The 13,870-nt window shown below is 61.6% G+C and carries 12 protein-coding genes; 5 read left to right on the forward strand and 7 right to left on the reverse strand.

What is annotated here, in order from left to right:
- Positions 1–3 precede the first annotated feature (3 nt).
- Positions 4–1,449 carry an NAD-dependent succinate-semialdehyde dehydrogenase gene (locus tag GTP58_RS25970; RefSeq protein WP_161079925.1) on the reverse strand — a complete coding sequence of 482 codons (1,446 nt, stop codon included), beginning with the start codon at positions 1,447–1,449 and terminating at the stop codon, positions 4–6.
- Between the two features lie 156 nt (positions 1,450–1,605).
- Between GTP58_RS25970 and GTP58_RS25975 the strand changes: the two genes are divergently transcribed.
- The gene (locus GTP58_RS25975; RefSeq protein ID WP_229215751.1) at positions 1,606–3,633 is read left to right on the forward strand and encodes a S9 family peptidase; all 2,028 of its coding nucleotides are present in this window, start codon (positions 1,606–1,608) and stop codon (positions 3,631–3,633) included.
- A gap of 5 nt (positions 3,634–3,638) precedes the next feature.
- Here the strand turns inward: GTP58_RS25975 and GTP58_RS25980 are convergent, their stop codons facing one another.
- Complete coding sequence (locus GTP58_RS25980) at positions 3,639–4,412, reverse strand: head GIN domain-containing protein (RefSeq protein WP_229215752.1); 774 nt, start codon at positions 4,410–4,412, stop codon at positions 3,639–3,641.
- Between the two features lie 143 nt (positions 4,413–4,555).
- Here GTP58_RS25980 and GTP58_RS25985 point away from each other — a divergent pair, with 143 nt between their 5' ends.
- Both GTP58_RS25985 and GTP58_RS25990 read left to right on the forward strand, forming a co-directional pair.
- A complete protein-coding gene (locus tag GTP58_RS25985; RefSeq protein WP_072786783.1) occupies positions 4,556–5,200 on the forward strand; it encodes an SAM-dependent methyltransferase in 645 nt (214 codons plus the stop codon).
- Positions 5,201–5,265: 65 nt separating this feature from the next.
- Complete coding sequence (locus GTP58_RS25990) at positions 5,266–6,381, forward strand: type IV pilus twitching motility protein PilT (protein ID WP_072786458.1); 1,116 nt, start codon at positions 5,266–5,268, stop codon at positions 6,379–6,381.
- Position 6,382: 1 nt separating this feature from the next.
- Here the strand turns inward: GTP58_RS25990 and GTP58_RS25995 are convergent, their stop codons facing one another.
- From GTP58_RS25995 to GTP58_RS26010, 4 genes are read right to left on the reverse strand one after another with little or no spacing between them, the layout of a single operon-like run.
- On the reverse strand, positions 6,383–7,657 hold the full coding sequence (locus tag GTP58_RS25995; RefSeq protein WP_161079927.1) for a cytochrome c: 1,275 nt from the start codon (positions 7,655–7,657) through the stop codon (positions 6,383–6,385).
- Positions 7,654–8,370, reverse strand: coding sequence for a c-type cytochrome (locus tag GTP58_RS26000; RefSeq protein WP_161079928.1), 717 nt, complete (start codon positions 8,368–8,370; stop codon positions 7,654–7,656). The genes GTP58_RS25995 and GTP58_RS26000 overlap by 4 nt, the downstream gene beginning before the upstream one ends.
- Positions 8,371–8,407: 37 nt before the next feature.
- Positions 8,408–9,058 carry a 3'-5' exonuclease gene (locus GTP58_RS26005; protein ID WP_161080089.1) on the reverse strand — a complete coding sequence of 217 codons (651 nt, stop codon included), beginning with the start codon at positions 9,056–9,058 and terminating at the stop codon, positions 8,408–8,410.
- Positions 9,059–9,074: 16 nt separating this feature from the next.
- A complete protein-coding gene (locus GTP58_RS26010) occupies positions 9,075–9,554 on the reverse strand; it encodes a ProQ/FINO family protein (protein ID WP_161079929.1) in 480 nt (159 codons plus the stop codon).
- A gap of 408 nt (positions 9,555–9,962) precedes the next feature.
- On the opposite strand from GTP58_RS26010, the gene rpoD reads away from it, so the two are divergent.
- Positions 9,963–12,425, forward strand: a complete 2,463-nt coding sequence (gene rpoD / locus GTP58_RS26015) for an RNA polymerase sigma factor RpoD (RefSeq protein WP_161079930.1) — start codon at positions 9,963–9,965, stop codon at positions 12,423–12,425.
- A 55-nt stretch (positions 12,426–12,480) separates the two neighbouring features.
- Here the strand turns inward: rpoD and GTP58_RS26020 are convergent, their stop codons facing one another.
- The gene (locus GTP58_RS26020; protein ID WP_161079931.1) at positions 12,481–13,173 is read right to left on the reverse strand and encodes a DUF899 family protein; all 693 of its coding nucleotides are present in this window, start codon (positions 13,171–13,173) and stop codon (positions 12,481–12,483) included.
- 128 nt (positions 13,174–13,301) lie between these two features.
- On the opposite strand from GTP58_RS26020, the gene GTP58_RS26025 reads away from it, so the two are divergent.
- Positions 13,302–13,829, forward strand: coding sequence for a DUF1877 family protein (locus GTP58_RS26025; protein WP_161079932.1), 528 nt, complete (start codon positions 13,302–13,304; stop codon positions 13,827–13,829).
- The last annotated feature ends 41 nt before the right edge of the window (positions 13,830–13,870 follow it).

Consider the following 13,870-nt stretch of genomic DNA (forward strand, 5'->3'; position numbering starts at 1 on the left):
TGCTTAAACGCCCAGCAGCGAGACCGACTTGGTATTCAGGTAGGCTTCCAGCGCTTCCGGACCACCTTCCGAACCGTAGCCCGAATCCTTGATGCCGCCGAATGGCATTTCGGCACTTGGCGTCGCTGGCTGGTTCAGCCACAGCATACCCACTTCCACGTTGTGCATGAGCTGATGCGCATTTTTGATCGAACGCGTGAACGCATAGCCCGCCAGACCGAACGGCAAACGGTTTGCTTCCGCGATCGCCTCATCCAGCACATCAAAGCCGCGGATTGCCGCGACCGGGCCAAACGGCTCATCATTGAACACGCTCGCATTCAGTGGCACGTCAGCCAGAATGGTTGGCGCGAAGAAGTTGCCGTCGGTGCCGATGCGCTCGCCACCAGTTGCCACCTTGGCGCCTTTGGCGCGCGCATCTTCCACAAACTGGCTCATTGCCGCCACGCGGCGTGGATTGGCCAATGGCCCCAGCGTCGTGCCTTCCACCAGGCCGTTGCCCAGTTGCAGACGCTCTGCATGCGCCACCATCGCGCGCGTGAATTCTTCCTTGATGCTGTTGTGCACCAGGAAGCGGGTCGGCGAGATGCATACCTGGCCGGCATTGCGGAACTTGGCGCCGCCAGTCGCTTCCACCGCCAGCGCCACGTCGGCATCTTCCGCCACGATCACGGGCGCATGGCCGCCCAGCTCCATGGTCACGCGCTTCATGTGCAAGCCTGCCAGCGCCGCCAGCTGCTTGCCGACCGGCGTCGAACCGGTAAACGTCACTTTGCGGATCACGGGATGCGGGATCAGGTAATTGGAAATTTCAGCCGGATCGCCGAACACCAGGCCAACCACACCGGCCGGCACGCCAGCATCCACGAAGCACTGGAACAGAGCTGCCGGCGAAGCCGGGGTTTCTTCCGGCGCCTTGCACAGGAAGGAGCAACCGGTGGTCAGCGCCGCCGCCAGCTTGCGCACCACCTGATTGATCGGGAAGTTCCACGGCGTGAACGCGGCCACCGGACCAACCGGTTCTTTGAGTACCAGCTGCTGCGCTGCCGGATTACGCGATGGCACGATACGGCCATACACGCGCATGCCTTCGGCTGCAAACCAGTCGATGATGTCGGCGCCAGCCAAGGCTTCAGCTTTTGCCTGGGCCAGCGGTTTGCCCTGTTCCTGGGTCAGCAGCACGGCGATGTCGCCGGCGCGTTCGCGCAGCAGGCTGGCGGCGCGGCGCAGGATGGCGGTGCGGTCGAACGCCGGCACCTTGCGCCAGGCTTCAAAACCGCGCTGTGCTGCAGCCAGCGCGCGGTCCAGGTCAGCCGTGCTCGCATGCGCCACCGTACCGATGGCCTTGCCCGTGGCTGGATTCAGTACCGGAATGGTTTTGCCGCCGGTGGCGTCGCTCCATTCATTGCCGATCAGGAGGCGGACGTCTGGGTAGGAAATAGTAGTCATTGTGGATTCTCCAGTCATATCAATCGTGGTGCGGCGGCCCACAGGTCGCACGAGCAAACCGCTACTTTGCCAGAAAATGACCAACCCTGTGCGGGAGCTACAAATTCCTCATTGGTAATGATAAACTTGAAGTTGTTAAATACTTAATAAAATAAAATGGTGAAAATCGGCCTCTCATCAAAACACACCGCTCTCTGTCGCGCCGTACTTGCCTTGTTTGCCATGTCGATGGGGGTGGCGGCGGGTGCTCTGGCGCAGAGCCTGCCTCCGGTAGAAGATTTTTTCGAGAACAATGCTTTTGGCGGCGCGCAGCTATCGCCAAGTGGCCATTATCTCGCCATGCGGATTGGACTGAAAGATCGGCGTGACGGCCTGGCCGTGTTTGATCTGGATAAAAATACCGCAGACGTGGTTGCTTTATATACGGATGCCGATATCGGCCGTTTTCAGTGGGTGAACGATCATCGCCTGGCCTACGATTTGCGGGATGCCACCAAAGCTGCGGGAGATCAGGACGTCGGCGCGGGCATGTACGCGGTTGATCGCGACGGCAGCAATCGGGCCCGCCTGGTCAGGCGCGCGGGCATGTCCGCGCCGCAACCATGGAACACCTTCCTGCTCAATCAGCGCGGTAGCGAGGATTCGGACTGGATTTATGTCGCGCGTCCCATGTATGACGATGATGACAAATACTTTGGAACTCGGCTGCGCCGTCTCAACACAGTCACCGGGGTGGCCGAGGTTCCCTCTGAACCGGAAGTGGAGGTCAGCAGCTTCATGCTCGACTTTTGGGGAGAGCCGCGCCTGGCGCAATCCGTTACGGATCTTCAAACCACGATCCTTTACCGCGACCCTGCCACCAGCAAGTGGCGTCAAATCGCTGCCTATTCTACTTATGGCGGTGCCAAAGACGCCATCCAGCCCTTGGGTTTCGATGAGCAAGGGGCTTTGTACGTGGTGGCCTACGCCGGGGAAAACACCTCGTCCCTGCGGACCTTCGACTTTGCTACGGGCAAGGTGAACAAGGAGGTGCTGGTTGCCGTCTCGGGCTACGACTTCGATGGCAATCTGGTTGGTGGGCGTACCGTGCAGGGCGTTCGTCTGACGGCTGATGCCGAGATGAACGTCTGGTTCGACCCGGAGATGCAGGCCATCCAGCAAGCGGTCGACCGGGCCTTGCCTACCACCAGAAACCTGATTTCTGTGGCGTCAAAGTCCGAGGTGCCCTGGGTGCTGGTGGAGTCTTTTTCAGATGTACAGCCAGTGCAGTATCGCTTGTTTGAAATGCAGACCGGGCGCATCACTGTCGTCGGCAAAACCTATCCGAAAATCCGTAGCGCCGACATGGGCCGGCAGCAGGTGGTGCGCTACAAGGCGCGCGATGGTCTCGAGATTCCCGGCCTGCTGACCTTTCCGCAAGGCGCGGTGCGCAAGGGTTTGCCGATGGTTGTGCTGGTGCATGGTGGCCCTTGGGTACGTGGCGCCAGCTGGCGCTGGAGTCCCGAGTCGCAATTTCTGGCGTCGCGTGGCTATGCGGTGCTGGAAGTGGAGTTTCGCGGCAGTCGGGGCTTTGGGCTGGCCCACTTTGAAGCCGGTTTCAAGCAATGGGGATTGGCCATGCAAAATGATATTGCCGATGGTACGCGCTGGGCAATCGCACAGGGCTATGCTGACCCGGCGCGCATCTGCATCGCAGGCGCCAGCTATGGCGGATATGCGGCGCTGATGGGACTGGTCAATGACCCCGATCTTTATCGTTGCGGCATTGAGTGGCTGGGTGTGACCGATATTGAACTGATGTACACCGGCACATGGTTTTCCAAATCGGATGCCTCGGAAGGGTATATGCGCTATGGCATGCCCGTCATGATTGGCGACCGCGTTAAAGATGCCGCGCAGTTGAAGGCCACGTCACCGATCCAGCAGGCTGAAAGGATTCGGCAGCCGCTGTTGCTGGCCTACGGCAGCGAAGACAAGCGGGTACCGATTTATCATGGCAAGAAATTCCGTTCCGCCGTCACCAGCAGCAATAAGCAGGTGGAGTGGGTTGTTTATGACGGCGAAGCGCACGGCTGGTCGTTGCCGAAAAATCGCATTGATTTCTGGACGCGTGTGGAAAAATTTCTGGGCAGGCATCTGGGCCAGCCAGTAGCCAGCCAGCCTGCCCAGCCGGAGAACCGATAGCCTGCTTACTGCGGCGAGCCGCCCAGGCGTTTGATGGTGCCCGAGCCCATGATGCTCTTGCTGATTTGCGGATCGCCGTAGTAGTTGATGTCGCCCGAACCGGCTACGCTCAGGTTCAGCGATTTTTGTGCCCAGACGGTGGCCTGGCCGGAGCCGCCGATGCTGACCACCGCATCGCGCGCCTGCAGCTGGCCGACCTGCACACGGCCCGAGCCGCCGATCGATACCTGCAGGCGCTCGGTGATGCCGCCGGCTTTCAGGCTGCCGCTGCCGCCCAGCGCAATCGCTACCGATTCGCTTTCCATCTGGCCGATGTTGATGGCGCCGGAGCCGCCGACGTCAATCGTCAGCTTTTCGCCGCGCAGCTTGTCGGCGCTGACGGTGCCCGAGCCGCCGATCGACAGCTTGTCGAGGTTGCGTGCGGTGACCACGATTTTCATGGTGCGGGTGTCGAGCTTCAGATTGTTCTTGGCCGCGCGGATGCGCAACGTGCCGTTCTCGACCACGGTTTCAATGGCTTGCTGGATGTTGTCATCGGTTTCGATGGTCAGGCCTTCGGTGCTGCCCAGGCGGATTTCGACGTCGCCGCTCACGCCAACCGACAGCGCGTTGAAGTGGCTCACTTCGCGGTTCTGCTTGACGATCTTGCCGCTGCCCTGGATGCGTTCGCCACCGGTCAGCCAGCTCATCGGGCCGGCTTGGGCGGTGAGGATGGGGGCGGCGGCGGCCAGGACGCCAGCGGACAGGAACAGGGCGGAAACGATGCGGCGGATGGTCATGATGCTCTCCTGATTAGTGATCTTGAGTCTGCATCCTACGGATTCCACCGCCCAGCCGACAGCGCACTGCGACAGACTGCACGCTGGGCGGCGCAGAATGCGCTCCGCCGGGAATAGTCGGCGCATGAGGTATCATGCTGCCTATGCTTACTATTACCATTAAACAGGGCAAGGAAAAACGCCTGCTGGCCGGCGATATCCTGATCTACGCCACCGCCATCGAGCGTGTCGACGGACGCCCGCAAGAAAAGAACAAACTGGGCGCCACTGCGATTGTGCAGACCTCGTCGCACCAGTTCCTGGCCCGCGCGGCCTGGAATCCCAAATCCGACGTGCGCGCGCGCGTCTGGAGCTACAAGGAAGACGAGCCAGTCGACCACGCCATGATGAAGCGCCGCGTGCGCGCTGCTATCGCCAAGCGCGCCGCTGCTGTGCGTGCTGCTGCGCCGACCGACCTGGTGCCGGTGATCCGCGGCGACGAAGACGGCCTGCCTGGCTTGCTGGTCGATAGCTGGGGCGGTACGGCCGGTTATCTGATCTGCCAGTTCCAGTCGGCCGGCGTCGATGCGTGGAAAGTGCCGATCGTGCAAGCCTTGTTGGCCGATACCGGCTGCCCCAACGTGTTTGAGCGTTGCGACGAGCTGGTGCGTAAATCGGAAGGTCTGCCGGTGTTTTATCGCCCGCTGGCCGGCGAGGAACCGCCCGATCACGTGCTGGTCACGGAAAAGGGCAGCCGCTTCAGTATGGATTTGCGCACAGGCTTCAAATATCCCAAAGTGCGCAGCTGAAAAAGTTTCGACGTTGCAAGTTTTTCTCTTATAATCTTCCGGACCCACCGGAGATCTGAACAGAGATGGAACACTACCAGTCGTCGCAAATCCGCACCCTGAGCTATATCGAGAACGAAGACCACCCGGTCTTCGGCACCCTCGTCGAGCAGATCCTGCACCTGCTGAATTCCAAGCTGATTTTCAGCGACATCCTCATCCATCAAAACAGTCCGTTGATGCTGCGCCAGCCGAAAGGGCTGGTGGCCGTCACCGATTCGCCAATCACGCGCGAAGAGCTGCAAGAGTTCTTTGAGGTGGTCGAGCCGAATTGGGCCGAGCGCATCCAGGACCGCGCCTTTGACCGCGCGGTCGACCTGCATACCGCCCGCATCCGCGCCAACTGCTTCAGCTTCCAGGGCCGCAAGCGCCTCGGCTGCGTGATCCGCCGCTTCCCCAAGGAGCCGATGCAGCTCGGCAAGCTGGGTCTGGGCGTGCACGAACAGAATTTCGCCAAGCTCACCAGCGGCCTGGTGTTGATTATTGGCGACACCTGCCAGGGCAAGTCGACCACGATTGCATCGATGCTGGACGAGATCAACAAGCACCGCTCCGGCCACATCATCACGATTGAAGATCCGGTGGAGACGCTGATCCCGCAGCGCCAGTGTGTGATCACCCAGCGCGAAGTGGGCTTTGACGGCGACGTCGAGAGTTTCTACCTGGGTGCACTGGATGCGCTGCGCGAACGTCCGGATGTCATCTGCATCGGCGAGATCCGCGATGCGCAGACGGCGCAGGAAGCGCTGGCGCTGGCGGAAGCCGGCCCGCTGGTGCTGGCCTCGCTGCATGCGCGTTCCACCGAGCTGGGCCTGCAAAAGATGCTGCGTCTGCTGGGCAACACCGAGCCGCAGGCACAGGCCCTGGCGCACGCGCTGCGTGGCGTGCTGTGCCAAGCGCTGCTGCCGGCCGTGAAAGGCGAACGCTACTATCTCGCCACCGAGTGCCTGACCAACAATCCAGAGGTGACCGAGATGATCGCCAACGGCCAGATCTCCAATCTGCGCATCTGGATGGAAGACAAGCCGGGCGAGGGCTGCCACACCATGAACACCTCGCTGCGCGCGCTGCTGGACGAAGGCAAGATCGCCATCAACGACGCGCGCAACGCCACCACCGACCGCATCGGCTTCGTCGCCTAGGCTAATCCAGCGGAATCGCGCGGTAACGGTTCACATCGTTGCCATTGACGGGCGGTGCATTATTGCCCCATTCGCTGCGCAGGTAGGACACCACCTGCGCCACTTCCGTATCGCTCAGCAAGTGGCCGAACGGCGGCATGCTGTACGGCCGCGGATTGCCGGCGGTGCCCGGTGCAAAGCCGCCATTGAGCACGATGCGGATTGGATTGACGGCACTTTCCATGGTCAGCGCGCGGTTGCCCGCGAGCGGCGGATACGCGGCCGGCTGGCCCGCGCCACTGGCGCCGTGGCAGTCCACGCAATGCTTCTCATATAGCTTCGCGCCTGCTTGCAGGAAGGCCACCGCTTCCGGTGCACCATCGCGTTCAAACGCTGGCGCCGCGCCGTCGGCAGGCAGCGCTTTCAGATACACGGCAATGGCGTTGATGTCGCTATCGTTCAGATGCTGCAGACTTTCTTTCACCACTTCCGCCATCGGACCAAACACGGTGGCGCGCGGCGACACGCCGGTCTTCAGCAGCGCGGTGATGTGCTCCTGCTGCCAGTCGCCACGTGCATTCAGCGATGGCGCATACCAGCCCAGTGCTGGAATCAGGCCGCCCGACAGGCCTTCGCCGGCGGAGCCGCCCAGCGGATTGCGTGCGCTATGGCAGGCGCTGCAATGGCCTAGTCCTTGCACCAGATAGGCGCCGCGGTTCCAGTCCACGGACTGGCCTGTCTCCGGGCGGAATACCTCCGGCTTGAAATACAGCGCGCGCCACGCCGCCAGCGAGACTTGCAGCTTGTACGGAAAGCGCAGCTGATGCGGCTGGTTCGTCTGTGTGACGGCCGGTACGGTTTGCAGGTAGGCGTACAGCGCGTCGGCGTCGTCGCGCGTCACGCGGGTGTAGTTGGTATAAGGGAAGGCAGGGTAGAGCAGGCGCCCATCCCGGGACTTGCCGTTGTGCAGGGCGTGCCAGAAGTCGTCTGCGCTCCAGGCGCCGATGCCGGTGGCGCGGTCGGCGGTGATGTTGGGCGAGATGACGTTGCCGAATGGCGTCTGCAAGGCGCGTCCGCCGGCGTAAGCGGCGCCACCGCGTGTGGTGTGGCAGGCCATGCAGTCGCCCGCCTTGGCCAGGTAGGCGCCACGGGCGATGCGGTCGGCCGGCGACAGCGCGGCGGTAGCGGCCGATGGTGGCGTGTTGTCACTGGACCAGAATTGCTGCGCCAGCAGGCCGGCTGCCACGGCCACGGCGGCCAGCGCAATGCCGATAATGGTATAAACGATTTTCCTCATTGCGCCCCTCCTTGCGCCGCAGCGGGCGAGGCGGGGAAGCTGCCGCAGGCCAAAGGCAGCGGTTGCGGGATGCTGGCGGCGGGGCGCGCGGCGGCGTCGGGCGTCTGCTTGCTGAGCCAGGCGGACAGGGCGGCAACATCAGCCTCGCTGAGCCGCGCGGCAATCTCGCCCATGCAGTCCGGCGCGGCAGCGCGGCGCGTCTTGTTCTTCCAGTTGCCGAACTGGGCGTTGATGTAGTCGCTGGGCAGGCCGAGCAGGCCGGGGATTGACGGTTCAACGCCGGTCAACGCCGTGCCGTGGCAGGCCACGCAGGCCGGGATTTTTTTTGAGGCATCGCCTTGGCGGATTAACGCTTCGCCGCGCGCGAGCTGGGCGGCGCTGGCGTTGGCACCGCTGCCGGCCACTGCGGGCGGATAGGGCGGATGCTGGGCTGCAAAGTAATCGGCAATCTCGCGCAGATAAGCGTCGGGCAGGTGGCCAACCATATAGGTCATCATCGGATAGTGCCGATGGCCGTTCTGAAAATTGCGCAGCTGGTTGTACAGATAGCCGGCCGGCTTGCCGGCGATGCGCGGGAAATAAGCGTCGCTGCGCTCTTTGACGCTGTGGCAGGACAGGCAGGCAGCGATGCGCTGTTCCAGTGTGTCCGGCGCCGCCATCGGGGCGGCGGTCAGCGCGGCGGCGGTGATACTCAACGCGGAAAGAATCGGCATACCACTCCTCGTGCAAGCGGCCATGCCGGCCGCATGACTAGGATATACCGGTTTTGGCTGGCTTCGGCAGTTTCACCGCTTTTATTGGCGGCAATTTATTGCCCAGGCCTATCCAGTGGCGATACACGCGCAGCGCCACCTGCGCATCGTCCGCCGCATACAGGATCTGTTTTTCGTTCAGACGCGGCATGGCCCAGTTGGTGGTCGAGATCTTCTTGGATTTTTGCAGCTTGAGGCCAAAGAATTTGGCGACTGCCGTTTTGGCGCCCAGGTCATTGCGCTGGCCGGGTGTGCGCAGCGTTACCGACAGGTCCACCACGCCAGCGGCGCGGATGTTGAGCTTGGCGTGCAGGCGCTTGACGTCGTCCGACAGGCCGAAGCCGATCTTCAGCGGCGCCGGGCTTTCCAGGATGGCTTGCAGCACGGACAGCGTGTGCGCGTCAGTACTGGCGCCGATCTGGAACAGATACGCCTTGGCATCGGTGGAGAACTGGATCAGGTGGGGGCCGGTAGAGGTCTCGCCGCGCGTAAAGGTCGGCTTGGATTCCGTATCAAAGCCGATCGCGTCGCCAGCGAGCAAAGCGTCGCGTGCGGCGACGGCCTGTTCCGGGGTGGCCACCAGGTGGACATCACGAATGCTGATGCCGGTGTAGGGCGGCAGATCCTGTTCTGCCGCCACATCCTGCATGGACGTGCGGTCCAACTCAGCCCTTTTTGGAGAACTTTGCTGCCAGCTGGTTCAGCTTGTCCACGCGCACGCGGGCAGCTTCTTCCGCCGCCTTGGCTTCGCGTTCGGCTTTTTTGCGGTCCGCTTCCTTCTTGTAGCGTTCTTGCAGTACCTGGGTGGCGTGGGCGCGGTGGGTGTCAGTGACTTCGGCGCCGGGTTTGCCGTCGAGGTCGTAACGGACCTTGGCTTTTTCCATGACTTTCAGGTAGCGCAGCGAGCCGGTGTGAATGCCCAGTGCGGTCCGCATGGTTTTGCGGTCCAGGTCAGGCAGGACGGCCAGCAGCTGTTTGTCGATACCGATCGACAGCGGCAGGAAATCGCGGAATGCCGGGAATTGGGTTTGCAATTGCTTCAGCAAGCTGCGCGGGGATGGTGCAGCAGGCGCCGGAGCGGACGCAGCGGTCACTGGTTCGGCAACCGGTGGCTGTGGGGTAAGACTAGTGTTCATCGACTTCATAGGTTAAGCAACAGCCGTCAGCATATCATGTGGACCACGGTAATGCAGTGTATTTTAGGCTACTGTGTCAATTCGCTCATGCTTAGAATACGCTTAGGATGGCACGCGGGTGTGCTTTTGTGGCCCGAAACGTGTATAATAGCCGACGCACTAATGCAGGACGGTGTGAATTCAGTTTGGTACAGGATGCGATTCGGATGGTTTGACACAGGGCGGCACAGCCCTTCTCATTTGCCCTTCTCATTCTTCCCTGAAAAGAGAAACAAGCCCGTGGCTGGAAGCGGGCTTTTTTTATTCCGCAGATAATCGTCAGCTAAATTACAACATTTCACTCATGCGCACTGCTTGGCGGTCGGCGCGGGGCGAGCTTTTTTGTAATTTCTGGCGAGTACGCTTGAGAGATTTTTAATGACAAAACCGAAAACTTTAACGTTGTCCGTCAAGAAGCCTGCCCGTGCTAGCGCCGCTCCGCTGGTGGTGCCAAAGACGACTCTATCTTATGTGATCGATAATGAAGAGGCAGCGAGCAAAGTAACGGTAGTCAAAAAGAAAACCCGCCTGAGCACTGCCACCGAGGCCGCGCAAGCTGACGTTCCGGTGGCCGACGCGGCGGACGTGGCGGAAGCGCCGGTCAAGGTGGTCAAGGTGGCGCGCAAGACCCTTGCGGCAGAAGCGGATGCACCGGCCGTGGTGGTCAAGGCTGCGCCGAAGTCCAAGCTGGTCAAGGCCAAGGTAGAACCGGCGCCGGTGAGTGTCACCTCGGGTGCGCCATCCGTGAACCAGGTCACCGATGCCGCCACGCTGGCCTCGATCGACACCTCCGGTTATCAGCTGCCCGGCGTGAAAGTGCCAGGCCGCCGTGGCCGCAAGCCGTCCGAATTCACCCCCGAGAACGACGAAATCGCCGCGCTGAACGCGGTGGAGCGCGCCGAACTGAAGGCAGTCTCCAAGGCACGCGAGCGCAAGGCCAAGGGCGGTGCTGAGCTGCTGGGCATGGATCCAAAAGCCTCGGCCGAGGAACTGGAAAAACGCCGCACCCAGATCAAGAACCTGATCAACAAGGGCCGCGAGCGCGGCTTCCTGACCTACGCCGAGATCAACGACCAGCTGCCGGAAAACATCATCGATCCGGAAGCGATCGAAGGCATCATCGCGACCTTCAACGACATGGGCATCGCCATCTACGAGCGCGCGCCCGATGCGGAAGCGCTGCTGCTGAGCGATAACGTGGCGACCGTGACCTCGGACGACGAAGTGGAAGCGGCTGCCGCGACCGCGCTGTCGACTGTGGATTCGGACTTCGGCCGTACCACCGACCCGGTGCGTATGTATATGCGTGAGATGGGCGCCGTGGCGCTGCTGACGCGCGAAGGCGAAATCGAGATTGCCAAGCGCATCGAAGAAGGCCTGAAGGACATGATCCAGGCGATTTCCGCCTGCCCGACCACCATCGCGGAAATCCTGACGCTGGCCGGCAAGATCGAAACCGACGAAATGAAGGTTGACGACGTGGTCGACGGCTTTGTCGATCCGAACGAAAGCGCACCGGCACCGGCCGTGGTGGCCAATTCGGACGACGACGATGATGAAGAGGAAGAAGAAGTTGAGGAAGAAGATGGCGACGCCAGTGGCGGCGCAGCAGGCTACTCGACCGAACAGCTGGCGCAGCTGAAAATCGCCGCGCTGGACAAATTCGCCTTCATCTCGAACCAGTTTGAAAAAATGCGCAAGGCCAGCGGCGGCTATGGCTCGAAAGCCTACGTCGCGGCACAGGAAGCCATTTCGGCTCAACTGCTGGGCATCCGCTTCACCGCCAAGGTGGTTGAAAAACTGTGCGACACGCTGCGTGGCCAGATGGAAGAAGTGCGCCAGATCGAGCGCGCCGTGCTGGACCTGTGCGTGAACCGCTGCGGCATGCCGCGCGCCCACTTCATCAAAGTGTTCCCGGGCAGCGAAACGGATCTGGACTGGGTCGATGGCGAAGTGGATGCCGGCTACCCCTACAGCACCGTGCTGGGCCGTAACGTGCCAGCCGTGAAAGAGCTGCAACGCAAGATGATCGACCTGCAGTCGCGCGTGGCGCTGCCGCTGGCCGACCTGCGCAAGATTAACAAGCAGATGGCAGCGGGCGAAAAACGCGCACGCCAGGCTAAACGTGAAATGACGGTCGCCAACTTGCGTCTGGTGATTTCGATTGCGAAGAAATACATCAACCGTGGCCTGCAGTTCCTGGACCTGATCCAGGAAGGCAATATCGGTCTGCTCAAAGCGGTGGACAAGTTCGAATACCGCCGTGGCTACAAGTTCTCGACCTACGCCACCTGGTGGATCCGTCAGGCCATCACGCGTTCGATCGCCGACATGGCGCGCACCATCCGCGTGCCGGTGCACATGATCGAGACCATCAACAAGATGAACCGCATCTCGCGCCAGATCATGCAGGAAACCGGCAGCGAGCCGGATCTGGCCACGCTGGCCTTGAAGATGGAAATGCCGGAAAACAAAGTCCGCGAAATCATGAAGATCGCCAAAGAGCCGATCTCCATGGAAACGCCGATGGGCGAGGACGGCGATTCGCAGCTGGGCGACTTCATCGAAGACAACACCACGCTGGCGCCGCTGGATGCTGCGCTGCACGCGTCGATGCGCAACGTCATCAAGGAAGTGCTGGATTCGCTGACCCCGCGCGAAGCCAAGGTACTGCGCATGCGCTACGGCGTGGAAATGTCGAACGACCACACGCTGGAAGAAGTGGGCAAACAGTTCGACGTGACGCGTGAGCGTATCCGCCAGATTGAAGCCAAGGCCATGAGCAAGCTGCGCCAGCCATCGCGCTCGGACAAGCTGAAAACGTTCCTGACGCAAAACTAAGCAGTATCAAAAAAGGGAGGCCGATGCCTCCCTTTTTTATTGCCTTGGCATGGGGCTAGTACGATAGCTTCGGATACCAGTCGCTGCCGCGGCCGGCGGGTGTCAGGTCGAGGATGTTCCACAGTGGTGTCGGGTCGGGGGCGCCGCGCGGGTCCTGGCCGGGATCTTGTGTGCCGCCGAGTTCGCTGGCCCAGAAGTGGTGGACTTTGCCTTCCGGGCGGGTCCAGACGTCAAGCGCGGGCCATTCGCTGCCGTCCGGCGCCAGGCCGCGGTAGTCGCGCGGGAAGGCGTCGCCGACGCATTGGTAGAACTGCAGGTTGCGCCAGCCGCGTTCGCGCGCAAACGCGAGCTGGCGCGCGACTGGCGAGCGGCCGATGACGGCAACCGCAATGCGCTGCATCAGGTCGTGCGACGGGATGTCGAGCGCGCCGAGGAAGGCGGTGCACATGGGGCAGGGGCGTTCGCGCTGCGGGCCGTACATCCAGAAATAGGTCACTAGCGTAGCGTGCTGGCCGAACAGATCGGCCAGTTTGATGGTCTTGCCGTTTGCGTCGATGAAATCATAGTCCGGCGCTGCACCGCCGGGCGGCAGGGCGCGGCGCTGTTCGGCGACGCGTTCGATGTGGCGCCGTAGTTCGATCTCTTCGGCCAGCAGGGCGGTGCGGGCCTGGCGGTATTCGGCGCTGTCGTTGGGATAGGGATGGCTGTTTTTTGCGGCCAGATCGGCCGCTGGTGTCAGCGTGGTCATGGCGTCCTCGCACAGAGGATGAGTGTGCGATTACAGCACCGTACTGTCAGACCGTCCATGCGCCAGCGTACACAGTGGAAGTGACAAACCACGCATTTTTGCCGCCCCGCTTGCATTAAACTAGCGAAATGAAAAAACTGCTTTTCTCCCTGTGCTTGCTGTTGCTGTCATTCTCCGCGCAAGCCGGTATGACGTGGACTGCAGTGGCCGTGCCGTACGAGCAGCTGCCCTATCTGCGTGGCAGCGAGGAATTGCTGACAGAAACGCTCAGTAGCGAAGACGGCCTGTATCTCGATAAAGCCTGGGGCGGTCTGCACTATCTGCTGAAAGCCAATCCCCGCAACGCCACACTGGCCAGGCTGCTGTTCTTAGGCGGCGAGAACATCGGCCCAGACCAGGGCGCTGGTCCGGCACGGGTGCTGACGCTGGCGCAGGTCCGGCAAATCGCCGCGATGCTGGAACGCGAAACGCCCGCAGCCCTGGCCGCCAGATATGCACCGCAAGCCATGGAGACCGAGCATGTTTATCCGGAAGGCATATGGGAGCAAGAAGGGCAGGGCGCTCTGCTTTATCTTCTGAATTTTTATGAACAACTGCTTGTGTTCGTCAAACAGGCCGACATGAAAGGACAAGCAATGGTGGTGGTGCTATGGTAAAAATATTTCCGGTCGCCGACGGCAGGAAAGACGGTGTGACC

Source organism: Duganella sp. CY15W, from assembly GCF_009857555.1.
GTDB lineage: Bacteria > Pseudomonadota > Gammaproteobacteria > Burkholderiales > Burkholderiaceae_D > Rugamonas > Rugamonas sacchari.